Origin of the sequence: Streptomyces sp. NPDC005728 (assembly GCF_040630895.1) — a bacterium.
In the GTDB taxonomy this organism is placed as follows: domain Bacteria; phylum Actinomycetota; class Actinomycetes; order Streptomycetales; family Streptomycetaceae; genus Streptomyces.
In genome coordinates this window covers 151,483-177,147 of the sequence record NZ_JBEXYL010000008.1, presented here as the reverse complement: position 1 = coordinate 177,147, position 25,665 = coordinate 151,483, and the positions used below count along the sequence as shown (strand labels likewise).

Genomic DNA, 25,665 nt, shown 5'->3' with positions numbered 1-25,665 from the left:
GGTCCTGGTGGGCCAAGCATGCCGCGGGGAGCCCCGGCGCGGGACCCCTCCCCTCGGATACGGCTGCGGGACGCGGTGCACTCAAATCCGGTACCCCCTCGCGCACGGGTGTGCGAGGGTGACCCGGTGAACCGAGACTGGGAAGACCGTGTGACCGCGGCCTGGGCGACCTTCGACGACTACGCCGAAGAGGACGGGGCCGAGTTCCGGGCCGTGATCGACAAGCTCGTGGCCGAGCTGCCGGAGGGCAGCCCGCTGGCCCCGTTCGAGCAGGCCTGCGCCTGGGACTCCACCGGCCACTCGGACAAGGCGGTGCCGCTGTACCGGGAGGCGCTGGCGCGCGGGCTGAGCGGGTACAAGGGGCGCCGGACCAAGATCCAGCTGTCGTCCTCCCTGCGGAACATCGGGCAGGCCGAGGAGGGCGTCCGGCTGCTCACCGCCGAGCTGGACGCGCCCTCGGACGAGTTGGACGACGCGGTACGGGCCTGTCTCGCCCTGTGCCTGTCCAGCCTGGGCCGCGACCGCGAGGGGCTTTCCCTCGTCCTGGGCGCCCTGGCCCCTCATCTGCCGCGCTACCAGCGGTCGATGGCCGCGTACGCGCGCCTGCTGGTCGAGCCGGAGGGGTGAGTCACCCGCTCGGCGGTGACCAACCAACGGTTCGCTCGTTTTCCCGGACGTGCAGTCACAGGATGTAGCCCAGCGTCACGCCCCCTCCTCCCCCGGAGCCGCCGGCCCGGTCGTGGACGTCGAGCAGGCCGAGGCCGCGCTCGTCGAGCACTACCCCCGGCTGGTCCGGCTCGCCTACCTGGTACTGCCACCGGGCCTCGGCCGCAGCCGCCGGGTACTGACGGCACACTCCCTGGTCCAGCGCGCCCTGCCCCGCGGCCGCAAGCAGTCGTCCGTGGTCCCGGCCCAGTCCTCGGGCCGGGAGGGCGACCCCGGGTACGCCTTCCTCCGCCTCCGCGTCCTGCGTGCGGCGCTGGAGGCGGCCCGCCCCCGCAAGCTCCGGCCGAGGCTCGCGCAGCTGCCGCCGCTGCTCCCCCAGGTGTGGGGCCTGCGCCTGTTCCCGCGCTCCGGCGGCGCCGACGAACTCGCCCTGGACCAGCGGCTGTCCACCCTGTCCGGACCGGCCCGCGCCGCGTACGTGCTGCGCGGCCTGGAGCGGCTGCCCGACGAGGACGTCCGGCGGATCCTCGAGTCCGCCGGGGTCGGCGAACCCGATTCCGCGCTGGCGGAGGCCAACGGAGTGCCCGCGCAGGACGCGCTGCTCTCCGCCCCCGAGTTCGACCCCTGCTCGCTGCAGGCCCGGCCCACCGATCTGATGCGCCGCCGCCAGCACACCAAGGCGGCGCTCGCCGCGGCGGCCGCGCTCGCGGTGTGCGGGGCACTGGTGGCCCTGCCGGGCGGCGGCTGGGGCCCGGACGGCGCGGCCGCACCCCTCTACGCGCAGAACCCGGCCGCCGAAGCCGCTCTCGACCCGGGCCGGCTGATCCGGGTGACCCCGACGGCGTGGCAGTCCGGCGCCCGCACCGACTTCTCCGTGTGGCCCGCGCGCGGCCCGCTCACCCGTGACAGCGCCCTGCTGCGCCGCGCCCTGGCCGTCTGGGCGCGCCCCGGGGAAACGGTCCGTGTCTCGGCCACCCCGGGCACCGAGACCGGCGGCCCGGCCGGCCCGCCCCAACTGCTCTACGCGGGCGAGGTGGACAACGCCCGCGTGGTGGTCCTCTACGACGGCCTGCGTATCGCCCGCTACGCCGAGCCCAAGGACGGCACGGCGGGGGCCGCCCTGGACTTCGCGCGCGCCGACGGCGCGACGACCGCCGAGGCGAGCGCGCTGGTGCTCGGCCGCTCCGACGGCAACGTCCGCTATCTGACCGCCCCGTGGGTGAAGAAGGCCGCCGAGCGGGACCTGATGAAGCCGGGCGCGGCCGCCACACCCCTCACCGTCACCGACGGCGTCACCGCACCGCTGGCCAGCCCCGCCCTGCAGCCCGGCAGCTGCACCTCGTGGAACGTGCTCCAGCTGACCGACGCCTCCGGCACCCGGCTCGCCACGGATCTCGGTGAGCTGGTCCCGGCCCACCTCACCGCCGGACGCCCGGGCGCCATCGGGGAGGTGTCCGGCGTGGACGGGCTGCGCGCCTGGGCGCCGTTCGCCTGCTCGCTGGCCGCGGAGCGCTCGGCGGGCGTGCGCAGCGTCAACGCCTGGGGGTTCGCGAACCAGCCCCTGCCCGACGCGGGCGGGGCGGGTCAGTGGGTGTGCACCAGGGCCGAGACCTGGCGCGGCGACGGCACGGCCGCGCTGGCCCAGTTCCGGACGCCGGGCACTGCGGTCGGGGCGGTCGTGGCCAAGGGCACCGATGCGTCGGCCTGCGGTCCCCGCGACCCGCACGTCCTGGCCGGGGTGCTGTGGAAGTCCAGGACCGGGACCTGGTACCTGCTGGCCGCGGGCGGCCCGGACACCGCGTCGATCCGGACGAGCGGAGGCGTCACCGCGTCGGGGCAGGGACCGCTGCTCGCCGCCCGGGCCAAGCAGGGGGCACAGGCGCAGCTGAAGGGCACGCTGACGGACGGCAGGTCGATCGACGGACTCCACTAGCTGACACTCGCGTCAACAAGGTGCCGCACGGGGGTTCTCAGACGAGCTACCCGTCAGTACATTGACGCCATGTCTAACACGCAGGTCCGGCCGGTGGAGTCCGAGCACATACCGCTCAAGGCCCGCAACGTGTCCTTCTCCTGGGAGGACACACCGCTGCACTGGGTCCCCGGTGACCCGTTCACCACGCACACCATCAACGTGCTGCACCTGCTGCTGCCCGCCGGCGAGCGGTGGTTCGTGCACGTGTACAAGCAGGTGCTGCCGCTCATCCGGGACGACCGGCTCCGCGAGGACGTCATCGGCTTCATCGGGCAGGAGGCCATGCACTCCCAGGCTCACGACGAGGTGCTGCCGCACCTGAGGGAGCTGGGGCTCGACCCGACGCCGTACACCGCGCAGGTCGACTGGTTCTTCGAGAAGCTGCTCGGCGACCGCACCCTGCCGCCGGGCCGGCCGCGCCGCTGGTGGCTGCTGGAGCGGGTCGCGCTGATCGCGGCCATCGAGCACTACACCGCCTTCCTCGGCGACTGGGTGCTCAACGCCGCCGAGCTGGACCGGCGCGGCGCCGACCCGACCATGCTGGACCTGCTGCGCTGGCACGGCGCCGAGGAGGTCGAGCACCGCTCCGTCGCCTTCGACCTGTTCCTGCACGTCGACGGCAGCTACCGGCGCAGGGTGCGCACCTGGGCGACGGCCTTCAGCGCGCTGGTGTTCCTGTGGCAGCGCGGCTCCCGCTTCTTCATGGAGAACGACCCGACCCTCGTGGACGGCCGGGCCTCCTTCAAGGACTTCTATCTGAGCGGCCGGCGCGGCACCCTGCCGACCAGCGGCGCGATGCTCAGGTCCATCCCGCGCTATCTGAGCCGCACCTACCACCCCTCCCAGGAGGGCTCCACCGCCCAGGCCGTCGCCTATCTGGCCGCTTCCCCCGCCGCGCTCGCCGCGGAGAAGGCGGAGCGTTCCGCGAAGGGGGCCGCCTGATGCCGAAGCTGCGCACCGTCGCGCTCGTCGCGGGCACCGCCCTGCTCACCCGGCGGGCCCTGCGCCGCCGCATCCAGGCCTCGCCGCTGTGGCCACTGCCCACCCTGGACCCGCCCGTCTCGGGCCGCCCCCGCTCACGGGCGTTGCGGCTGCTGCTCGCCGCGCACGAGACGATCGCCGAGGGAGTCGTACAACTGCGCCTGGAGGGCGGCGAGTTGCCGCGGTGGGAGCCCGGTGCGCACCTCGACCTGGTGCTGCCCTCGGGGCTCGTGCGGCAGTACTCGCTGTGCGGCGACCCGGCGGACACCTCCTCGTACACGGTGGCCACGCGGCTGGTCGAGGACGGCCGGGGCGGCTCGCGCGAGGTGCACGAGCAACTCGCCGAGGGCATGGAGCTGGAGGTGCGCGGCCCGCGGAACCGCTTCCCGCTCGCGGCGGCGCCCTCGTACGTCTTCGTCGCCGGCGGTATCGGCATCACACCGATCCTGCCGATGCTGCGGGCCCTGCCGGACGGGGCCGACTGGCGGCTGCTGTACGGCGGACGGACGCGGGCCTCCATGCCGTTCCTGGAGGAGGTACGGGCGCTCGCCGGGGACCGGCTGACCCTCGTCGCCGAGGACGAGGACGGACGGCCGGACCTGGCGGCGCTGTTCGCGGACGCGCCGGAGGGCACAGCCGTCTACTGCTGCGGTCCGGAAGGCCTCACGGCGGCGGTGCAGGCACGGCTGCCCGAGGGGGCCGTGCTGCACCTGGAGCGGTTCGCACCGCGCCTGTCGGCCGACGGGAACGCGGAGTTCGAGGTCGAACTCCGGCGCAGTGGACGGACAGTGACCGTCCCGGCCGGCTCGACCGTGCTGGCCGCCGTGCGCCGCGAGCTGCCGGACACCGCCTACTCCTGCGAGCAGGGCTTCTGCGGAACGTGTCAACAGCGGGTGCTGGAGGGCGAGGTGGAGCACCGGGACGAGCTGCTGACGGATGCGGAGCGTGCCGACTCGATGCTGATCTGTGTGTCATGGGCCAGAAGTGAGCGTCTCGTGCTGGATCTGTGACGGAATCATGTGAACCCCCGCGCCGGTCCGGCCCGTTCCGGGCCGGATTCGATCGGTAAGGTGTTCGCATGAGTACCGGGGTTCGCCGCAGGATGGGCGTCGAGGAGCGGCGGCAGCAGCTGATCGGTGTCGCGCTCGACCTGTTCAGCCGCCGCTCGCCCGATGAGGTCTCCATCGACGAGATAGCGTCGGCGGCGGGCATCTCGCGCCCGCTGGTCTACCACTACTTCCCCGGCAAGCTCAGCCTGTACGAGGCCGCGTTGAAGCGTGCCGCGGAGGATCTGGCGGGCCGGTTCGGGGAGCCCCAGGAGGGGCCGCTGGGGGCCAGGCTGCTGCGCGTGATGCGTCGCTTCTTCGATTTCGTGGACGAGCACGGGCCCGGTTTCTCGGCGCTGATGCGCGGCGGCCCGGCCGTCGGCTCCTCGGCGACCAACGCGCTCATCGACTCCGTGCGCCAGGCGGCCTACGAGCAGATCCTCGCGCACCTGGGCGTCACCGAGGCGCCCGCGCGCCTGGAACTGGTCGTCCGCTCGTGGATCTCGCTCGCCGAGTCGACGGCGCTGATCTGGCTGGACGGCCGGCGCATCCCGCGCGGCGAGCTGGAACTGCAGCTCGTGCACGACTTCGCCGCGCTGGCAGCGGTGAGCGCCGCCTACGACGAGGACATGGCCGCCCTGCTGCGCACCATGGTCAAGGACGAGCCGGCCGACGGCCCCTTCGCGGAACTCGTCGGCCGGCTGCTCAGCCTGGCTCCCTAGCGGTCGAACTTCCGGTACGACGGATCCAGGTCGCGGATCTCGGCGGAGGCGTGCAGGGTGAAGCGCTTGTCCGCCACGTGCTTGCGGAGCAGATCCAGCACGGTCTCCGTGAGTCGCGCCTTCGTCTCGTCGCTGCGGCCGGCGAGGAGCCCGATGGTCACGTGCACGATCGCGTGCCCGTGCTCCGCCGGGTCCTCGTACCCGTACGCCGTGAACGCTCCGGGCCGGAACTGCGTCTTGCAGGCCTCCGGCTTGGCCGCCGCGATCTCGACGGTCGCCTCGTGCAGCGCCCGCGCGAAACCCGCGCGGTCGAAGGCGGCCTCCATCGTGTTCGAGTAGTCGACGGTGATCTGCGGCATGAGCACTCCTGTTCTACGGCGGACGGGCCCGACCCTACTTCGCCGCCCGGGTGAACACCGCCACCGTCCGCGCGGGCACGGTGAACGTGCCCGAGCCGGCCGCGTAGGAGGAGGTCTTCACCACCGCGTCGGCACCGGCCGTCTGCACCGGGTGCAGCCGGTAGGCCGTCCCGGCCAGGGCGGCGATCCGCTGTTCCTGCTGCTCGGGCGTGGCGTTGAAGACCACGACCAGGTCACCCAGACGCATGGTGATCACGCCGGGCGTCTCGTCCTTGCCGGACAGCGGGAAGGACAGCCGCTCCTGCACCTGCGCGGCCGTCCCGAGGGAGAACGCCTTCTCCGTCGTACGGATCCGCAGCAGGTCCTGGTAGGCGGCGGAGGCGCCGGTGATCTGCGGGCAGCCCACCTTGACCGTGCCGAGCAGCGGCTTGGCGTAGCTCCACTTGGACTGATTGTCGGCCGCCATGGGCAGCCCCCGCCCGAAGCCGTTGCCGTCGGCGCAGTTCCAGTGGATGGCGTTGAACCAGTCGCCGCTGTCGAAGGAGTTGCGGTCCAGCGACTTGGAGCGCAGCAGGTCGGTGCCCGCCTGGGAAAGGGACGGCCCCTGCGAGAGGGCGGCCGTGCCCATCGCCAGCACCTGCATCCGGGCCCGGTCGGCCGCGCTGGTCGAGGCGGGCAGCTTGTAGGTGAGCGCGTCGAACAGCGACTCGTTGTCGTGCGCGTCCACATAGGCGAGCGCATCACCGGGCGCGTCCGCGTAGCCGGCCGGCGAGCCGTTGTAGTCGACCTCGGAGCCCTTGACCGCCTTGCCGTCGGTGTCGGTGAAGGTGAACGACTTCAGGTTGCCGGTGAGGCCGACCTTGATCAGGTCCTGGTAGTGCAGGAGCCGGGCCCGCTGCTCGGCCGTGGTGCCGTTCGCCGCAGCGGGGTTGGGGTCGGTGTACAGGCCGGACGCGAAGCCCTGGACGCCGGGGTCCGAGTCGAAGGGGCCGCCGCCGCGCACGGCGTCACGGGCGCGGTCGGAGAAGGTGGCGATGCCGGTACCGGCCATGTTCTGCTGCGTGGCCTGCACGAACCGGGCGTCGTTCGCGACCTCGCCGAAGTTCCAGCCCTCGCCGTACAGGATGATCTTCTTGCCGTCGACGCCGTCCTTCTCGACGGTCAGTGCGTCCAGGGCTTTCCTGACGGCCAGGATGTTGGCCTTCGGGTGGTGGCCCATCAGGTCGAAACGGAAGCCGTCGACCTTGTACTCCTTGGCCCAGGTGACGATCGAGTCCACCACCAGCTTGCCCATCATCGCGTTCTCGGGCGCGGTGTTGGCGCAGCAGGTGCTGTTGGCCACGGAGCCGTCGGCGAGGAGCCGCTGGTAGTAGCCGGGCACGATCCGGTCCAGGACGGAGGTGTCCGCCTGGCCGCTCGCCGCCGTGTGGTTGTAGACGACGTCCATGACGACCCTGAGGCCGTCCCCGTTCAGCGCCTGGACCATCTTGCGGAACTGGACCGTGCGTGCGGTGCCGTCGGGGTCGGTGGCGTACGAACCCTCGGGGACCGTGTAGTGGTACGGGTCGTAGCCCCAGTTGTAGGCGTCCTTCGCGGCGATCTTCGCCACGCACTCCTGCTGCTGGTCGGAGTCGGCCGCGTACGAGGCCAGGTCGCAGTCGGTTCTCGCCTGGTCGGCCTTCTTCTCCGGGATGGTGGCGATGTCGAAGGCGGGCAGCAGGTGCACGTACGAGGTGCCGGACTTCGCCAGCTGCCGCAGGTGCTTCGAGCCGTCGCTGTCGCGGTCGGCGAAGGCCAGGTAGGTGCCGGGGTGCTTCGAGGTGCGGTCCGCGACCGAGAAGTCCCGGATGTGCAGCTCCTGGATCTGCGCGTCCTTCAGCGGTACGGCCCTGGGCTTGTGCAGACCCGCCCAGCCGCTCGGGGCGAGGGACCTGTCGTCCAGGTCGACGACGAGGCTGCGCTCGGAGTTCGCGGTCAGCGCGACCGAGTAGGGGTCGGTGACCTGGTTGGTGACCACCTTGCGGACGCTGGGCGCCCAGACCTTCACGACGTACCGGTAGGGCTTGCCCTTCCAGGACGCGGGCCCGGTGACGGACCAGACGCCCGTCGCCGCGTCGCGGTGCATGGCGACCCTGCGGCCGTCGAGGTCGAGGTGGACCGACTGGGCCGTCGGCGCCCACACGGACAGGGTCGGCTTCCCGTCGTGGAAGACCGGGCCGAGGCTGCTCTTCGTCGCGCCGGGGTACAGGTCGTCCAGCACCCCGGCGAGCTGCACACCGGTCGCGGCCTGCACGGCGCCGTTCGCCGCGCGCTGCGAGGCCACGAGCTGGCCGCCGAGCGCCGTGCGCACCCGGTCCCGGTCGCGCGGGTCGACGGACCAGGCGGTGTAGTCCTTCAGGTGCGGGAACTTCGCCTTCTGGGCGTCGGTGAGGGTGGTCCTGGACAGCCGCAGCCAGCGCTCGTCGTCGCTGGTCAGCGTCCCGTCCTCGACGGCGATCGAGCCGTCGTGGGAGTAGAGCAGCTGGGTGGAGGCGGCGCCGTCGACGCCGTTCCAGGCGACCGTGTTCCGGTCGATCCAGACCGCCTTGGACGTGGTCAGGTCGAGGGCGGCCGCGCTGCCCGCGGGCTGCGGCAGCAGGTACTTCTCCTGGCCGTTCAACAGCCACACCTCGTAGCCGTTGGACTTGAGGTCCAGGGACTGGTCGGTGGGGAGATCCTTGTCGTCGCCCTTGTGGATGATGTAGCTGAGGCTGGTGGCACCCTCGGTGAGCGGCACCTCGAAGACCGCGCCATAGGCATCAGTCTTCACCGGCTGCAGCGGCTTCGACCAGTCGGTGGGGTTCGCGGCACCCGTCCAGTCGTGCAGACCCCAGCCGTCGTAGTTCCCGTCGGCGCGGTGGTAGTGGATGACCGCCTTGGTCTTGTCCTGGGCGGGATGGTCGGGCTTCTGGGTCAGGACGTCGGCCTTGCCCTGCTCGATCCAGACCTCACCGGTCTTGGTGACGTCGATGGACCGGTCGGCGGAGACGTCCTTGTTGCCGTCCTTGTCGATGACCAGGAAGCCGACGTTCGAGGCGCCCGGCTTGAGCTTGACGTAGGCGAAGGCACCGTACGCGTCACGGCCGGCGAACGGGTGACTGGCGGGCCAGTTCGTCGACTCGCCGTCGGCGATGTCGCCCCAGGCGTACAGACCCCAGTCGGCGTAGTCGCCGTCGGTGCGCTTGTAGTGGACGATCGCGTAGTCCCGGGAGGAGGCCGTGGGGACCTCGGGCGCGGGCGGGGTGCCGGTGGTGCTGCTCGCCAGGGCGCTCGCGGTGCGCCCGGCCGAGTCGACCACGACCGCCTTGTAGCGCAGGGCGGTCCCGGCGGGTACGTCCTTGCCGAGGGCCTGGGTGACCTTGTAGGGAGCGTGGTCGGCGGAGCCGAGCGTCTTCCACGCGCTGTTGCCGACCTGGGCGGCGAAGACGACACGATTGAGCTGACCGCCGTCGACATCGGCGGTGACGTCCACGGTGCCGGTGGCTCCGGTGGCCGGGGCCTTCAAGGTGATCGCCGGCTTGGCGGCGGGCTCGGCGAGGGTGCCGGTGGCCTTGAGGACGACGGCGGAGCCGGCCGGGACGGTGACGGTGAGCTTGCGGTCCGCGCCGGACTTCACCGCGTCGGATGTCCCGTAGACGCCCTGGTACGACATGTCCGCCGAGCCGGTGGCGAAGGTCGCGGACTTCTCGCTGTCGGCGTTGTTGAAGGCGACGGCGTACTCGGCGCCCGTCTTCGCGTCCGTACGGGTGAAGGCGTAGATGCCGGCACCGTCGGCCGCGTACCGCTCGGTCTGGACGCCGTCCGTCAGGGCCGGGTTGTTCTTCCGGAGCTTCGAGAGGGCGGCGATCTCCTGGTAGAGCGGCGCCTTCGTGTCGTACGAGTCGCGTGCGTGGGTGCGGTCGGTGCCGATCTCGTCGTCGTCCAGGTAGTCGGCGATCTTGGAGGCGAACATGGTCTGGCGGGCGTCCTTGTCGCCGCCGGATCCGGTGAAGCCCTGCTCGTCGCCGTAGTAGACGACCGGGTTGCCGCGGCTGAGGAACATCAGCTCGTTGGCGAGCCCGTCCCTGCGCAGGATCTCGGCGTCCGTCGCCTTCGGGTTGTCCTGCTTCAGGAAGTACCCGATGCGGCCCATGTCGTGGTTGCCGAGGAAGGTGACCTGCTCGTACGCGTTGGCCTTGTCGGTCGTGTACTTGTAGTCGTCACCGAAGACGCTCGCCAGCCGCTGCGCGCTGCCGTCCTGGGAGGCGTAGGCACGGGCCGCGTCCTGGAAAGGGAAGTCGAGGGTGGCGTCCAGGCGTCCCTGGGTGACGTACGGGGACGTGATCGAGGTGTCGGCGGAGTAGACCTCGCCGAACATGAAGAAGTTCTTCCGCCCGTGCGCGGCCGCGTACTTGTCGAGCGCGGTGGCCCACTGGGTCCAGAACTCCGTGTTCACGTGCTTGACGGTGTCGATCCGGAACCCGTCGACGCCGAAGTCGCGCACCCACCGCTCGTAGATCTTCTCCATGCCCCTGACGACCTCGGGACGCTCGGTCCACAGGTCGTCCAGGCCGGAGAAGTCGCCGTAGGTCGTGGACTCGCCGGCGTACGTCGAGTCGCCCCGGTTGTGGTACATCGTCGGGTCGTTGAGCCAGGCCGGGACCTTGCCGGTGCTCGTGACCTTCGGCGAGCGCGGGAAGGAGTCGGCGTCCACGGCCGGGAACTTCCGGCTGCCGTCCGCGTAGGCGGCGTCGTCGAAGGGCCGCCCGTCCTTGGTCAGGTACGGGAAGGCGCCCTTGGACAGGTAGTCGTACGACTTCTCCTCGTAGTCCACGACGTCGGCGGTGTGGTTGGTGATGACGTCGAAGAAGACCTTCATGCCCTTGGCGTGTGCCTTCGAGATGAGGGTCTGGAGGTCCTTGTTGGTCCCGAAGTGCGGGTCGACCTGGGTGAAGTCGGTGATCCAGTAGCCGTGGTAGCCGGCGGAGGCGTTGCTCCCGGTGCCCTGCACGGGCCGGTTCTTGAAGATCGGCGCCATCCAGATGGCGGTGGTGCCGAGGCCCTTGATGTAGTCGAGCCTCTTGGCCAGGCCCTTGAGGTCGCCGCCCTGGTAGAAGCCCTTGTCCGTGGGGTCGTACCCGGTGCTGAGGCGTGACCCGGTCAGTCCGCCCCGGTCATTGGACGTGTCGCCGTTGGCGAACCGGTCCGGCATGACGAAGTAGAACTGCTCGCGGGTGTCGTCGTGCCGGGCGGGCTGGGCGGCGAGCCTGGCGTCCGAGGGGGGCGGGGGCGGGGTGTCCGCGTGGGCCGCGAGCGGCTGCACGAGGGCTGCGGCGAGGGCGGCGACGGCGACGGCCGCGACCCGTCTGACATGGGCGTTACGGCGCGTCCGGGACGCCGGCCATCTCGGTATCACAGGCGGGAACTCCTTGCGCTTGCGGCTCTCTTGGGTCCGACCCCGCGCGACCGTATCGCTGCCGAAAGCTTTACAGCAAGACCCTTGAAACTCATAGCAAGAAGTTTCAACGTTCACCTTGACGTGTCCTTCTCAACTGCCGCACGCTCACGGGTTGTTGAACCCTGTCACCTTCTCTCGACGTTCGTTTCGGAGCCGCACATGATCAGACACCGGCCCCCGGGTCTCTTCCGCCGCACCGCGACCGCCGCAGCCGCAGGCGCCCTCGCGCTGGCGGGAGCCATAGCCCTGCCGGCGACACCCGCACAGGCGGACACCACCGCCAAGGGCGACGTCATCGCCAACCTGTGGGAGTGGAACTGGGACTCCATCGCCACCGAGTGCACGAACATCCTGGGCCCCGCCGGCTACGGCGCGGTCCAGGTCGCCCCGCCCGCCGAGTCCCTGAAACAGCCCGACTACTACTGGTGGGACGTCTACCAGCCGTACTCCTACAACCTGAACAGCCGCTTCGGTACGGCGGCGAAGTTCGCGTCGATGGTGAGCACCTGCCACAAGGCCGGCGTCAAGGTCTACACGGACGCGGTGATCAACCACACCGCCGCGCAGACCGGCACGGGCTACAACGGCACGACGATCACCAACAAGTACGACACCCCCGACTGGGACCGTGCCGACTACCACGACTCGACGTCGTGCCCCACCTCCGACCTGACGATCAAGGACTACTCGAACCTCACCCAGGTCCAGAACTGCGAACTCCTCGGCCTGCCCGACCTGAAGACCGGCTCGGACACGGTCCGCGCGGGCATCGCGAACTTCCTCGACAGCCAGCTCGCCCTCGGCGTCGACGGCTTCCGGGTGGACGCGGCCAAGCACATGCCCGAGGCCGACCTGGCGGCGATCGAGTCCAAGCTGACGAACACCACGTCGGGCTCGGCGCCGTACGTCTTCCAGGAGATCTACCCCGGCTCGACCCCCCAGCCCGCGGACTACTACGCCTCCGGTGACGTCCTGGACTTCACCTACGCCGGCAAGCTGAAGTCGGCGTTCCAGGGCAACGTGAGCGATCTGGAGTCCCTGCCCTCCTCCGGCATCCTGCCCGCCGCCAACTCGGTGTCCTTCGTGACGAACCACGACACCGAGCGCAACGGCCTGCACATGTCCTACAAGGACGGCGACACCTACAAGCTGGCGAACCTCTTCCAGCTGGCCTACAAGTGGTCGACCCCCACGGTCTACGCCAGCTGGGAGTGGACCCAGAGCGACCAGGCCCCGCCCAACTCCTCGGGCTTCGTGACGAACACGGACTGCTCCAGCGGCTCCTGGTACTGCCTGGACCGCGACACGGCGGTCGTCGGCATGGTGGCCTGGCACAACGCGGTCGACACGGCGGCCGTCTCCAACTGGCAGACCAGGTCGTCGTCCGTGATCGGCTTCGGCCGCAGCGGCGCCGGCTTCTTCGCCGTGAACAACGGCTCGTCGTCGGCGACGTACACCTTCGCGACGGGCATGGCGGACGGCACGTACAGCAATGTCGTCGACGGCGGCGCGAGCAAGGTCACCGTCTCCGGCGGCAGCGCGTCCCTCACCCTCCCCGCGAAGGGCGCGGTCGCCTTCTACAACTCGTCCTACACGTGCACGGTGGGCTGCGGCGACCCGGGCGGCGGCGGTTCGACGTCGACGGTGAACGCGACGTTCAACGAGTACGCGTCCACGACGTCCGGCACCGACGTCTACGTCGTCGGCTCGATCGCGGCGCTGGGCGGCTGGGACACCTCGAAGGCGATCAAGCTGTCGTCTTCGGGCTACCCGATCTGGTCGGGCGCGGTGAGCGTGCCGGTCAACACCTCCTTCGAGTACAAGTACCTGAAGAAGGACGGTTCGGGCAATGTGACCTGGGAGTCGAACGCCAACAGGTCGGCGACCACCACGACCTCGGCAGTCTCCCTGAACAATTCCTGGAACGTGGCGAACGCGAGCGCCACGGACGTCACCTTCAACGAGACCGCGACGACCGACCTGGGCACCAACGTGTACGTCGTCGGCTCGATCGCGTCCCTCGGCTCCTGGAACACGAGTGACGCGATCCCGCTGTCCTCGGCGTCCTACCCGACCTGGAGCAAGCCGGTCATCGTCCCCAGGAGCACGTCCTTCGAGTACAAGTACCTCAAGAAGGACGGCTCCGGGAACGTGACCTGGGAGTCCGGGACGAACCGCGCATACACGACGGGCAGTTCGTCCGGCTACACGACGAGCGACACCTGGAAGTAGTGCCCCGGGCTCAGCAGCTCGACTTGCCGGCGTAGATCGCGAGCGCCGTGTTCGAGCCCAAGGTGGCGGTGAACTGCCCTGCGGAGTTCACCGCCACCGTCGTGTTGTTCTGGACGTTGCAGTACGTGCCTGCCGGGAGGGACGTCTGGTACGTACGGGTCAGGCTGCTCGACTCGTGGTTGATCGCCACATACCCCTTGCTGCCCCGGCCGAAGGCGATGGCGTTGTTGCCGTTGTCCCACCAGTTGGAGACCGTCTGGCCGCGCGTCGCGTTGCGGAAGGCGACCATCGACTTGATCTCCGGCCAGGCGTGCTGGCACTTCCAGCCGTCCTGCCAGCAGGCGTTGACGGTGCCGCCGTTCGGCGGGCCCGCGTCCACGTCCGACCACTCGTAGCCGGAGTTGATGTCCGGGGCGCCGTAGGGGTAGGCCAGCATGAAGACGTTGGCCAGGGTGTAGTTCGCGCCGCTCTTGTAGTTCAGGGTCGAGCCGTTGCGTTCCGTGTCGTGGTTGTCGACGAAGACGCCCGCGGTCGAGCTGTTCAGGTAGCCCCAGCCCTCGCCGTAGTTGCTCAGGTACGCCAGCTTCTCGCTGGTGAAGACGCGCTTGAGGTCGTAGGCGTAGCGGAATTCCTGGACGTCGCCGTTGCCGGTGTACTCGCCGGGCTGGACGGCCTCGTTGGCGCCGTAGATGACCTCCTGCTTCCAGTAGACGGAGGGGTTGGTCAGGCGGGTCTTGATGTTCGCCAGGTCGTCCGCGGGGATGTGCTTGGCCGCGTCGATGCGGAAGCCGTCGACGCCCAGGGAGAGAAGGTCGTTCATGTAGCCCGCGATCGTCTTGCGGACGTACTCCTCTCCCGTGTCCAGGTCGGCCAGGTCGACGAGTTCGCAGTGCTGGACGTTCCAGCGGTCGGAGTAGTTCGAGACCTGCGCCGTGCAGTCGTCGAAGTCGTAGGACGAGTAGAGGCCCGGGTAGGTGTACTTCGTGTACGAGGAGCCGCCCGTGCCGGTGCCGGATCCTGCCGACATGTGGTTGATGACGGTGTCCGCCACGACCTTCACACCGGCCGCGTGGCAGGTGTTCACCATGTTCTGGAACGCCGTGCGGTCGCCGAGGCGGCCCGCGATCTTGTACGACACCGGCTGGTACGACGTCCACCACTGCGGGCCCTGTATGTGCTCGGCGGGCGGGGAGACCTGGACGTATCCGTAGCCGGCGGGGCCGAGGGTGGTGGTGCACTCGCGGGCCACCGAGGCGAAGTTCCACTCGAAGAGGACGGCGGTGACGTCCTTGGTGCCGGGCGGGGAGGCCTGTGCGGTAGTCGGGTACATGCCAACCGTGATCGCGGCGGCGAGGGCGAGTGCCGCGGGGAGAGTTCTGCGTGCCATGTGGGGGTCCTTCGTCCTTGAAGGCGCTTGCTGCAATGTTTCAGCAAACTTGCGGTGACGCAGATGTTAAAGGCCCGCTGTCCGAAAGACAGCGGGCCGTTGTGAAGTTGATGCAAGAACTTTCCGACGGGCCGTCAGGCCACGGTCGTCCACCACACCGTCGTGTCGGCCGGCACCGTCGTCTCGCCGTCGGCCTCGGTCACCTCACCGCTGGTGAGCAGGATGCGGCCGTGGGACGGGGTCGTCACGGACGCGCCGGTCGTGTTCGTGACGCACACGAACTCGCCGCGGCGGAAGGCCAGGACGCCTTCGGGCGCGCGCAGCCACTCGACCGTGTCGCCCGCGCCCAGGTCGGGCTGCGCGCGGCGGGCGCGCAGAGCGGAGCGGTACAGCTCCAGCGTCGAGCCCGGCACGCCGGTCTGCGCCTCGACGCTCAGTTCGGCCCAGGCCGACGGCTGGGGCAGCCAGCTGCCGCCGCTGCCGAAGCCGTACGACGAGCCCTCGCGGGTCCACGGGATCGGCACCCGGCAGCCGTCACGGAAGCCGTCCTGGCCGGCGCCCCGGAAGTACGCGGGGTCCTGGCGCACCTCGTCGGGCAGGTCGACGACGTCGGGGAGGCCGAGTTCCTCGCCCTGGTAGATGTACGCCGATCCCGGCAGTGCCAGCATCAGCAGCGTGGCCGCGCGGGCGCGGCGCAGACCCAGTGCGCGGTCGCCGGCCGTGCGGATCTGGGTGCCGAGGCCGGGCGGGTTGGCGAAGCGGGTGGCGTGGCGGGTGACGTCGTGATTGGAGAGGACCCAGGTGGCGGGGGCGCCGACCGGGCGCATGGCCTCCAGGGTGCGGTCGATGACCGTCCGCAGTTCGGCCGCGTCCCACTCCGCGCTCAGGTACTGGAAGTTGAAGGCCTGGTGGAGTTCGTCCGGGCGGACGTAGTTCGCCGTCCGCTCGACCGTCGGGGTCCAGGCCTCCGCGACGAAGATGCGCTCGCCGGCGTACTCGTCGAGGACCGTGCGCCACTGGCGGTAGACGGCGTGCACGCCGTCCTGGTCGAAGAACGGCATGACATCGTTGCCCAGCAGCTTCAGCTGTTCGTGGGAGCCGAGGTCCGGGAGGCCCTCGGCCTTCACCAGCCCGTGGGCGACGTCGATGCGGAAGCCGTCGACGCCCATGTCCAGCCAGAAACGGAGGATGGAGCGGAACTCGTCGCCGACCGCGGGGTGTTCCCAGTTGAAGTCGGGCTGCTCGGGGGCGAAGAGGTGGAGGTACCACTCGCCGTCCTCGACTCGCGTCCAGGCCGGGCCGCCGAAGATGGACTCCCAGTCGTTGGGCGGGAGTTCGCCGTTCTTCCCCTTGCCGGGGCGGAAGTGATAACGCTCCCGCAGCGGCGATCCGGGGCCCTCGGCGAGGGCGCGCTTGAACCACTCGTGCTGGTCGGAGGAGTGGTTGGGGACCAGGTCGACGATGATGCGCAGGCCCAGCTCGTGGGCGTCGCGGATCAGTGCGTCGGCGTCGAGCAGGTTGCCGAACATGGGGTCGACGGCACGGTAGTCGGCGACGTCGTAGCCGGCGTCGGCCTGCGGGGAGGCGTAGAAGGGGCTGAGCCACACGGCGTCCGCGCCGAGGTCACGCAGGTACGGGAGTCGGGAGCGTACGCCTTCCAGGTCGCCCATGCCGTCGCCGTTGCTGTCGGCGAAGCTGCGCGGATAGACCTGGTAGATCACCGCGTCCCGCCACCAGTCGCGGCGCTGGGCGACGGTGGCGACGGCGGAGTCGTCGGCCGGGGCTGCAGAATGCTGCTGGCTCATGGCTTCCTTGATGCGGTGGGTGTCCCCCCGCTCGAGCGAAGTCGAGAGTGGGGGAGGAATTCGGGTCATGGGAGTCTGGTGTGGGCGGCGGGGGCGTGTGCGAGGCGGCCGCGATGTCAGCGGGGTCGGATGGACACCGCGGCCGCCTACCCGCGCGAACAGGCGCGCGGGAGCCTCTTTCCGAAGCGGGCGTCAGCCCTTGGTGCCGCCGGCGGTGAGGCCGGTGACGAGGTTCTTCTGCACGAGGTAGAAGAACACGGACACGGGTATCGCGATCAGTACCGCGGTCGCGGCCATGTAGTTCCACTGCGCGTCGTGCTGGCTCACGAAGGTCTGCAGACCGACGGCGAAGGTGTACTTCGAGTCGTCCAGCAGGAAGGTGGTCGCGAAGGCGACCTCGCCGACGGCGGTGATGAAGTTGTAGAAGGCGGCGACGGCCAGGCCGGGGCGGGCCAGCGGCAGGATCAGCCGGAAGAAGGTGCCGAACGGGGAGAGTCCGTCCACGCGTCCCGCCTCGTCGATCTCGAAGGGGATGGTGTCGAAGTACCCCTTGAGCAGCCAGGCGCTGTAGGGCACGGCCGTGGTGCAGTTGATGACGATCAGCGACCAGTAGGTGTCGATGAGGCCGAGTTCGCTGAAGATCTCGTACATCGGCACGATCAGGATGGCGATCGGGAAGGCCTGGGTGAGCAGGAGGACCCACATCAGCGACTTGTAGCCGGGGAAGCGCATGCGCGAGACGGCGTAGCCGGTGGTGGCCGCGACGAAGACGCCGATGAGGGTGGTGCCGAGGGCCACGATCATCGTCGACTTGAACCAGTCGAAGAAGGCGGTGTGCTGCAGCACGAAGCTGTAGTTGGAGAAGGTGAGCTTGCCCGCGATCTTGCCGGGGTGCAGGTAGTCGTCCTTGTCCGGGCCGAGGGACAGGAAGAACAGCCAGGCCACCGGGGCCAGCGCGATCAGGCTCGCGATGACGAGGCCGCCGTGCAGGAGGACGGTGCCGAGCGGGCCGCTCTCGCCGCGCCGACGGCTCCGGCGCCGGGGCCGTGCGGCCGGAGCCGGCTCCGTCTGTGTCTTTTCGAGGGTCGTGGTGCTCATGGCGGCGGCTCCTGCGGCGTCAGACGGCGAGCTGGTCATTGCGCTTCAGCCAGCGGAAGTAGAAGGAGGTGAAGACGGTGAGGATCGACAGCAGCAGTACGCCGTACGCGGCGGACTGGGCGAAGTCGCGCGGCTGCTGTCCGAAGCCCAGGAAGTAGGCCCAGGTCACGAGGATCTGGGCGTCGGGCGCGCCGGTGGGTCCGAACAGCAGGAAGATGATGGCGAACTGGTTGAAGGTCCAGATGATGCCGAGCAGCACCACGGTGGAGCTGACCGAGCGCAGGCCGGGCAGGGTGACGTGCCGGAAGCGCTGCCAGGGGCTGGCGCCGTCCATCTCGGCGGCCTCGTAGAGCGAGGAGTCGATGGACTGCAGGCCGCCGAGCAGCGAGAGCATCATGAAGGGCACACCGCACCAGGTGTTGACCATGATCGCGGCGAACCGCTGCCAGAAGGTGTCCTCCAGCCACTGCGGCTGGGGCAGGTGGAGGGCGCCGAGGAACTGGTTGATCACGCCGGAGTCGGCGAGCATGATCCGCCAGGAGAAGACGGTGACGAAGGCCGGCACGGCCCAGGGCAGGACCAGTATCAGCCGGTAGAAGGTGCGGCCGCGCAGCTTCTGGTTGAGCATGAGCGCGAGGCCCAGGCCGATGGTGTAGTGCAGGAACACACAGGCGGCCGTCCAGAAGACGGTCCACAGGAAGTGCGACCAGAAGCGGTCGTAGGACGTCGGGCCGAACAGGATGTCCTGGTAGTTGTCGAACCCGATGAACTTGTAGGTGGCGGCGATGTGGTTGACGCCGATCGTGCGCGCCGAGTTGAGGCTGTTGGCGTCGGTGAGGGTCAGGTAGACGCCCCGCACCAGCGGGTAGCCCACGATGACGCCGAGCACGACGACCACCGGGGCGATCATCGCGTAGGCGTACCAGTACTTCTGGTAGCCGTTCTTCAGGCGCTGCCCCAGCCCGGGCCGAGGCGCGCGGTCACCGCGGCGCTTGCCGGTCGCGCGGTCGATGGCGACTGTCATGGTTCGACACCTTCTGATGGTTCAGGGGTTGGGCTGGGCACAGGCCGGTGGCCGCCGGATCCTTCCCCCCTTGAAAGAGAGAATCCGGCGGCCACACGGGCTCACTTGCTGAAGTCGGGCACCAGCTTGGTGATCGCCAGCTCGGCGTTGCTCAGGCCCTTGTCCAGCGACTCCTTGCCACCCGCGATCTTGGGCAGCTCGGTGTCCAGCGGACCCCACAGGGAGCTGTACTCGGGCAGGGCCGGGCGGGGCTGGGCGGCGGAGAGGACACCCTGGTAGCCGGCGATGCCGGGGTCGGCCTTGACCTGGGCGGTGTAGGCGTCCGAGCGGGTGGGCAGCGTGGAGTTCTTCAGGGCGACGGTCTCCTGGGACTTCGCCGAGGTCATGAACTGCACGAACTTCAGCGCCGCGGCCTGGTGGGCCTTGTCGGAGCCGGCGTAGACCGAGAGGTTGTGGCCGCCGGTCGGGGCGCCCGCCTTGCCGGAGGAGCCGGCCGGGACGGTGGCGATGCCGAGGTTGGACTTGTCGCCGAAGGCCGAGCCCTTGTAGAAGTTCGTGATCTCCCAGGGGCCCTGGATGATCGCGGCGACCTTGCCGTTGACGAACGCGTCCTGGATGTGGGCGTAGGCGTCGGCGGTGACGTCGGCCTTGTGCAGGCCCTTGCCGGAGAACGTGCTCAGCCAGGTGCCGTAGGCCTTCTTCGCGGCGGCCGCGTTCACGGTGATCTTCTTGGCGACGGCGTCGACGGTGTCGGTGCCCTCGCCGTAGAGGAAGGACTGGGCGTAGTAGCCCTGGGTGGAGCCCCAGTAGCCGTCCACGCCGGTCTTGGCCTTGACCTTGGCGGCGTCGGACTTCAGCTCGTCCCAGGTCTTGGGGGCCTCGGTGATGCCGGCCTTCTTGAACAGGGCCTTGTTGTAGACCAGGGCGAGGGTGTCGGTGACCAGCGGCGCGCCGTAGGTCTTGCCCTCGTACTGGGCCTGCTTGATCAGGTTCGGCTCGAACTTGGCCTGGTCGGCCAGGGCGTCGGTGCCGTCCAGCGGCAGGAAGAAGCCCTTCTTCGCGAAGGCGGGGGTCCAGCCGACCTCGGAGCGCAGCACGTCCGGGGCGCCCTTGGAGCCGGCGGCGGTGTCGAACTTGTTCTGCGCCTGGTCGAAGGGGACGTTGACGTACTTGACCTTGATGTCCTTGTTGGCGGCCTCGAACTGCTTGACCAGGGCCTGGTACGTCGGCGCCTCATTGGTGGCGTTGGAGGTGTCCCACCAGGTGATGGTGACCGGGCCGTCCGACTTGCTGTCGCTGTCGCTCCCGCCGCACGCCGTCGCCGCCAGGGCGAGGGACGCCACCAGCGCGGAGGCCGCTATGCCACGCCGCATGAGTTCTCCTTGAGGGTTGAGCCCGTGTGATGCCGACTGCGCCGATGGGGGTCCCCCCGCTCGAGCGAAGTCGAGAGAGTGGCGGAGGCCGCCGGGCGAGTGGGAACGTAACAGCCATGTAAGCGCTGCGAAAGACCTTGCAGAAAAAAAGTGCAAGGGGACACAGTGGTTACCAGGCCGTGACCTGTCGTCGACCCATCCGAAACCCGGTTGGGGCGCCGCTCAGCGGGGATAGGGGCACTTGTGCAAGACTCTGCAAGCTCTTGCCATCCGAGGTCGATCAGAAGAACGAGGGAGCGCCATGACGCAGCAACCCACGGCGGGCCGGACCGCCGCCCGCGCACGGCGTCCCGTCGGTGTGCAAGGCGAGGTGCGGCCGGTACAGTCCAGTGCCGTGACCACACGGCTTGCGGACATCGCTGCGCAGGCGGGGGTGAGCGAAGCGACCGTCAGCCGCGTCCTCAACGGGAAGCCGGGCGTTGCCGCCACCACCCGCCAGTCCGTGCTGGCCGCGCTGGACGTGCTCGGCTACGAGCGTCCGGTGCGGCTGCGGCAGCGCAGCGAGGGCCTGGTGGGCCTGATCACCCCGGAGCTGGAGAACCCGATATTCCCTGCCCTGGCGCAGGTCATCGGCCAGGCGCTGACCCGGCAGGGGTACACCCCGGTGCTCGCCACCCAGACCCCCGGCGGGTCCACGGAGGACGAGCTGACCGAGATGCTGGTGGACCGCGGGGTGGCGGGGATCATCTACGTCTCCGGGCTGCACGCCGACACCACCGCCGACATGCAGCGCTACGAGCGGCTGCGGGCACAGGGCGTGCCCTTCGTGCTGGTGGACGGGTTCTCGCCGAAGGTGCAGGCGCCGTTCATCTCCCCCGACGACCGGGCCGCGATGACGCTGGCGGTGACACACCTGGCGTCGCTGGGCCACGCCCGGATCGGGCTGGCGCTCGGCCCGAAGCGGTTCGTGCCGGTGCAGCGCAAGATCGAGGGTTTCGTGCGCGCCGTGCAGGACCAGTTGGGGCTGGCCGCCGAGACGATCGAGACCGAGCTGATCCAGCACTCGCTGTACACCCTGGAGGGCGGTCAGGCGGCCGCGGCCGCGCTGATCGCGCGGAACTGCACGGCGGTGGTGTGCGCGAGCGACATGATGGCGCTCGGTGCGATACGGGCGGCCCGGCAGCTGGGACTGGAGGTGCCGCGGGACGTGTCGGTGGTGGGCTTCGACGACTCCCCGCTGATCGCCTTCACCGACCCGCCGCTGACCACGGTCCGCAAGCCGGTGCCGGCGATGGGCCAGGCCGCGGTGCGCACGCTGCTGGAGGAGATCGGCGGGACACCTGCACCGCACAGCGAGTTCGTGTTCATGCCGGAGCTGGTGGTACGGGGGTCGACCGCTTCGGCGCCGGGTGACCGGGGTGACCGCAGTCGCGGATGATCTGTCCCGATCGCGGATGATCAGCGGCGGTCAGGGGTGGAAGTCCTCCGTATGTCGTAGAACGTGCACGGCGGACCCAACCTTGGGATGATCTGGCGAGGAAGCCTTTTCTGGCAGACTCTGTGCCTATGAGTGACTCGACCGTGACAGAACCGGAAGGTCGCGAGGAGGTGGCCGTTCCGCAGGCCGTCACGGGCGAGGACAGACAGGGTCTGCTGCATCGGCTGCGCCGCCCACGCAGGCCCCGGCTCTGGTTCGAGATCCTGCTGATCGCGGTGAGTTACTGGACGTACTCCCTGATCCGCAACGCGGTCCCGGAGCAGAAGGCCCAGGCGCTGCAGAACGCCGACTGGGTCTGGCAGCTGGAACATCATCTGAGTGTCGCCGTCGAGGAGTCGGTCAACCACGCCGTGAACTCGGTGTCTTGGCTGATCATCGGCATGAACTACTACTACGCCACGCTGCACTTCGTCATCACGCTGGGTGTCCTGGTGTGGCTGTACCGGTGGCATCCCGGCCGCTATGCGGCGACCCGGCTGGTGCTGTTCGCGACCACGGGCGTGGCCCTGGTCGGCTACTACCTGTTCCCGCTGGCCCCGCCCCGGCTGATGAACGGCGGGCGCTTCGTGGACACGGTCATGGTGCACCACACCTGGGGCTCGATGGCCTCGGGCGACCTGAAGCACATGTCGAACCAGTACGCGGCGATGCCGTCGATGCACATCGGCTGGTCGATGTGGTGCGGGCTGACCATCTTCGCGCTGGCGTCCGTGCCGTGGGTGCGGGTGCTGGGCCTGCTCTATCCGGCGACGACCCTGCTGGTGATCGTTGCCACGGCCAACCACTTCTGGCTGGACGCGGTGGGCGGCGTCCTGTGTCTCGCCTTCGGCTTCACGGTGGCCCGGCTCTGGTACCGCGGGCTGCCGTACGCCCTGCCGAGACTGGTGCCGGTCCGGACTCCGGTCGCCGCGCCGGATCAGCTGCCGTCCGCGTAGAACAGGTCCTGCACGACCGTGCGCGCCCTTCGGGTCGTCCGGCGGTAGGCGTCCAGCATGTCCCCGGCGTGCCCGGCGCCGTAGCCCAGGTAGCGGCCGACCGCGGCCAGCTCGCGGGGTTCCGTGGGGAAGGTGTCCCCGGCCCGGCCGCGGACCAGCATGACCGCGTTGCGCACCCGGGTGGCCAGCACCCAGGCCTCGTCGAGCACGGCCGCGTCCTCGGCGGCGATGAGACCGGCCGCATGGGCGTGGGCCAGGGCCTCGCGGGTGCGGGTGGTGCGCAGGCCGGGCTCGTGCCAGCCGTGGCGCATCTGGATCAGCTGGACGGTCCACTCGACGTCGGACAGGCCTCCGGGGCCGAGCTTGGTGTGCAGTCTGGGGTCGGCGCCGCGCGGCAGGCGCTCGGCCTCCATGCGGGCCTTCAGCCGGCGGATCTCGCGGACCGCGTCCTCGCCCAGGCCCCGCTCCGGGTAGCGCAGCGGGTCGATCAGCTCGGTGAAGCGGCGGCCCAGGTCCTCGTCGCCGGCGACCGGCTCGGCCCGCAGCAGCGCCTGCGACTCCCAGACCAGGGACCAGCGGCGGTAGTAGGCCTCGTACGACTTCAGGGTGCGCACCAGCGGCCCGGACTTGCCCTCGGGTCGCAGGTCGGCGTCGATGAGCAGCGGCGGGTCGGCGCTCGGCAGCTGCAGCAGGCGGCGCATCTCGGCGACGACCTTGTTCGCGGCCGCGGCGGCCTCCTGCTCGTCCATGCCGTCCTGCGGCTCGTGCACGAACAGCACGTCGGCGTCGGAGCCGTAGCCCAGCTCGTGGCCGCCGAAGCGGCCCATCCCGATGATCGCGAACCGGGTCGGCAGGGTGTCGCCCCAGCCGCCGCGGACCACCGCCCGCAGGGTGCCCGCGAGAGTGGCCGCGGTCAGGTCGGAGACCGCGGCACCGACCCGGTCCACCAGGGCGCCCTGGTCGGCCTCGGCGGAGCTGGTCTCGGTGCCGTAGGAGGAGACGATGTCGCCGGCGGCCGTGCGGAACAGCTCGCGGCGGCGGACTCCGCGGGCGGCGGTGACGCCCTGCTCGGCGTTCTCCGCGCGGCCCACGGCGGCGAGGACCTCCTGTTCCAGCGGGGCGCGGTCGCGCGGCTCCAGACCGCCGCCGCCGTCGCCGTCGCCGAGCAGGGCGACCGCCTCGGGGGCGCGCATCAGCAGGTCGGGGGCGAGGCGGCCCGCCGACAGGACGCGCGCCAGGTTCTCGGCCGCCGCACCCTCGTCCCTGAGGAGCCTGAGGTACCAGGGGGTCTTGCCGAGGGCGTCGGAGACCTTGCGGAAGTTGAGCAGGCCCGCGTCCGGGTCCGCGGAGTCGGCGAACCAGCCGAGGAGGACGGGCAGCAGGGTGCGCTGGATGGCCGCCTTGCGGGTCACCCCGGAGGCGAGGGCCTCCAGGTGGCGCAGGGCTGCGGCCGGGTCGGCGTAGCCGAGGGCGACCAGGCGTTCACGGGCCGCCTTCGCGCTCAGCCTGGCCTCACCGGGGGCCAGTTGGGCCACGGCGTCGAGCAGCGGGCGGTAGAACAGCTTCTCGTGCAGGCGGCGTACGACACCGGTGTGGCGTTTCCACTCGCGCAGCAGCTCGGCCACCGGGTCGGCGCGCAGGCCCAGTGAGCGGCCCAGGCGGCGCAGATCGGTCTCGGCCTCGGGGACGAGGTGGGTGCGGCGCAGCCGGTAGAGCTGGATGCGGTGCTCCATGGAGCGCAGGAAACGGTAGGCCTCGTCCAGGCGGGCGGCGTCCTCGCGGCCTACATAGCCCCCCGCGGCGAGGGCCTGGAGGGCGTCGAGGGTGGTGCCGCTGCGAAGGGAGGGGTCGGTGCGGCCGTGCACCAGCTGGAGGAGCTGGACCGCGAACTCGACGTCCCTGAGGCCGCCCGGGCCCAGTTTCAGTTCGCGTTCGATCTCGGACGCGGGGATGTTCTCGACCACCCTGCGGCGCATCTTCTGTACGTCGGTCACGAAGTTCTCGCGCTCGGCCGCCTTCCAGACGAGGGGTTCGAGCGCGTCGACGTAGGCCTGGCCCAGGTGCGCGTCGCCGGCCACCGGACGGGCTTTGAGCAGGGCCTGGAACTCCCAGGTCTTGGCCCAGCGTTGGTAGTAGGCGAGGTGGCTGCTGAGGGTGCGGACGAGGGGGCCGTTGCGGCCCTCCGGGCGGAGGTTGGCGTCCACCGGCCAGATCGAGCCCTCGACGGTGGATTCCGAGCAGATCCGCATCATGTGCGAGGCCAGCTTTGTCGCGGATCTGAGGGCCTTGCCCTCGTCGGCGCCCTCCGCTGCCTCCGCCACGAAGATCACGTCCACGTCCGAGACGTAGTTCAGCTCGTGGCCGCCGCACTTGCCCATCGCGATCACCGCGAGACGGCAGGCTGCGGCGTCCCCGGGGGCGGCCGCCGATGCCATGGCCAGGGCTGCACGGAGGGTGGCGGTGGCGAGGTCTGCGAGTTCGGCCGCGGTCTCTGCCATGTCCGTCGTGCCGCACACATCGCGTGCCGCCATCGACAGCAGACAGCGGCGGTAGGCCACGCGGAGGGAGATGGGGTCGGCGGCCTCGGCCAGGCCCCGCTCGAACTCCTCCACCCCGGGGTGCAGGTCCCGGGGCTCGTACGTGACCAGGGCCTGCCAGTCGCTCGGGTGGCGGGCCAGGTGGTCGGCGAGGGCGGCGGAGGCGCCGAGGACGCCCAGGAGGCGGTCGCGCAGGGGCTTGGCCGCGGTCAGGGTGTCCAGCAGTTCGCGGCGGGCCGTGGGGGCGGGCTGGGCCTCCAGGAGGCGGACCAGGCCGTGCAGCGCCAGGTCGGGGTCGGCGGTGGCGCCCAGGGCCTCCAGGAGGACCGGGTCGTCGCGCAGCTCGGCCAGCTCTGCGCCGTCGAGGAGGCGCTCGGCCGCGGAAGGGTCCGTGAAGCCGTGTCGCAGCAGTCGCGTGAAGGTACTGCTCCTGCGCCCCGGCGTCATCCGCGGCCTCCCCTGGGATCTCGTCGTTCTGGCCAGAGCCTAGCCCCAGAGGGGCTTGGCGGCTTTGTCTGCGGGTGCGTTGCGGTTTCTGCGGGGGCCCGTTC

General features: G+C 70.3%; 16 protein-coding genes. 8 read left to right on the top strand and 8 right to left on the bottom strand.

All coding sequences use genetic code 11. The annotated features are described in order from the left end of the window. The first annotated feature begins 108 nt into the window (after positions 1-108). From ABZ471_RS08930 to ABZ471_RS08910, 5 genes are all read left to right on the top strand, one after another. Positions 109-627 carry a tetratricopeptide repeat protein gene (locus ABZ471_RS08930; protein ID WP_359064055.1) on the top strand — a complete coding sequence of 173 codons (519 nt, stop codon included), beginning with the start codon at positions 109-111 and terminating at the stop codon, positions 625-627. Positions 628-676: 49 nt separating this feature from the next. Further along, entirely contained in the window at positions 677-2,599 is a 1,923-nt protein-coding gene (locus ABZ471_RS08925) for a hypothetical protein (RefSeq protein ID WP_359064029.1), read from the top strand. Positions 2,600-2,668: 69 nt separating this feature from the next. Next, positions 2,669-3,583 (top strand): metal-dependent hydrolase, encoded by a 915-nt coding sequence (locus ABZ471_RS08920; RefSeq protein ID WP_359064027.1) that lies wholly within the window; start codon positions 2,669-2,671, stop codon positions 3,581-3,583. Next, positions 3,583-4,632 (top strand): PDR/VanB family oxidoreductase, encoded by a 1,050-nt coding sequence (locus tag ABZ471_RS08915; RefSeq protein WP_359064025.1) that lies wholly within the window; start codon positions 3,583-3,585, stop codon positions 4,630-4,632. Before ABZ471_RS08920 ends, ABZ471_RS08915 begins: the two co-directional genes overlap by 1 nt. Before the next feature lie 68 nt (positions 4,633-4,700). Further along, complete coding sequence (locus ABZ471_RS08910; protein ID WP_359064023.1) at positions 4,701-5,390, top strand: TetR/AcrR family transcriptional regulator; 690 nt, start codon at positions 4,701-4,703, stop codon at positions 5,388-5,390. Here the strand turns inward: ABZ471_RS08910 and ABZ471_RS08905 are convergent. Both ABZ471_RS08905 and pulA read right to left on the bottom strand, forming a co-directional pair. Continuing rightward, entirely contained in the window at positions 5,387-5,749 is a 363-nt protein-coding gene (locus ABZ471_RS08905) for an isomerase (protein ID WP_359064021.1), read from the bottom strand. The two genes, ABZ471_RS08910 and ABZ471_RS08905, sit on opposite strands and share 4 nt — an antisense overlap. A gap of 34 nt (positions 5,750-5,783) precedes the next feature. After that, positions 5,784-11,183 carry a pullulanase-type alpha-1,6-glucosidase gene (gene pulA / locus ABZ471_RS08900; protein WP_359064019.1) on the bottom strand — a complete coding sequence of 1,800 codons (5,400 nt, stop codon included), beginning with the start codon at positions 11,181-11,183 and terminating at the stop codon, positions 5,784-5,786. A 201-nt stretch (positions 11,184-11,384) separates the two neighbouring features. Here pulA and ABZ471_RS08895 point away from each other — a divergent pair, with 201 nt between their 5' ends. Next, positions 11,385-13,457, top strand: coding sequence for a carbohydrate-binding module family 20 domain-containing protein (locus ABZ471_RS08895; RefSeq protein WP_359064017.1), 2,073 nt, complete (start codon positions 11,385-11,387; stop codon positions 13,455-13,457). A gap of 10 nt (positions 13,458-13,467) precedes the next feature. Here ABZ471_RS08895 and ABZ471_RS08890 read toward each other — a convergent pair whose 3' ends face one another. The 5 genes from ABZ471_RS08890 to ABZ471_RS08870 form a co-directional block, all read right to left on the bottom strand. Next, on the bottom strand, positions 13,468-14,844 hold the full coding sequence (locus ABZ471_RS08890) for an alpha-amylase family protein (RefSeq protein WP_359064015.1): 1,377 nt from the start codon (positions 14,842-14,844) through the stop codon (positions 13,468-13,470). Positions 14,845-14,978: 134 nt separating this feature from the next. After that, positions 14,979-16,649: a glycoside hydrolase family 13 protein gene (locus ABZ471_RS08885; protein WP_359064013.1), complete on the bottom strand. Its 1,671-nt coding sequence runs from the start codon at positions 16,647-16,649 to the stop codon at positions 14,979-14,981. A 192-nt stretch (positions 16,650-16,841) separates the two neighbouring features. Then, positions 16,842-17,747 carry an ABC transporter permease subunit gene (locus ABZ471_RS08880; protein WP_359064011.1) on the bottom strand — a complete coding sequence of 302 codons (906 nt, stop codon included), beginning with the start codon at positions 17,745-17,747 and terminating at the stop codon, positions 16,842-16,844. A gap of 19 nt (positions 17,748-17,766) precedes the next feature. Then, entirely contained in the window at positions 17,767-18,771 is a 1,005-nt protein-coding gene (locus tag ABZ471_RS08875) for a sugar ABC transporter permease (RefSeq protein ID WP_359064009.1), read from the bottom strand. Positions 18,772-18,872: 101 nt separating this feature from the next. After that, positions 18,873-20,144, bottom strand: a complete 1,272-nt coding sequence (locus ABZ471_RS08870; protein ID WP_359064007.1) for an extracellular solute-binding protein — start codon at positions 20,142-20,144, stop codon at positions 18,873-18,875. 394 nt (positions 20,145-20,538) lie between these two features. Between ABZ471_RS08870 and ABZ471_RS08865 the strand changes: the two genes are divergently transcribed. Beyond that, on the top strand, positions 20,539-21,582 hold the full coding sequence (locus ABZ471_RS08865; RefSeq protein ID WP_359064005.1) for a LacI family DNA-binding transcriptional regulator: 1,044 nt from the start codon (positions 20,539-20,541) through the stop codon (positions 21,580-21,582). A 128-nt stretch (positions 21,583-21,710) separates the two neighbouring features. Then, a complete protein-coding gene (locus tag ABZ471_RS08860) occupies positions 21,711-22,577 on the top strand; it encodes a phosphatase PAP2 family protein (RefSeq protein WP_359064002.1) in 867 nt (288 codons plus the stop codon). Here ABZ471_RS08860 and ABZ471_RS08855 read toward each other — a convergent pair. Beyond that, entirely contained in the window at positions 22,559-25,561 is a 3,003-nt protein-coding gene (locus ABZ471_RS08855) for a bifunctional [glutamine synthetase] adenylyltransferase/[glutamine synthetase]-adenylyl-L-tyrosine phosphorylase (RefSeq protein WP_359064000.1), read from the bottom strand. The two genes, ABZ471_RS08860 and ABZ471_RS08855, sit on opposite strands and share 19 nt — an antisense overlap. Between the last annotated feature and the right edge of the window lie 104 nt (positions 25,562-25,665).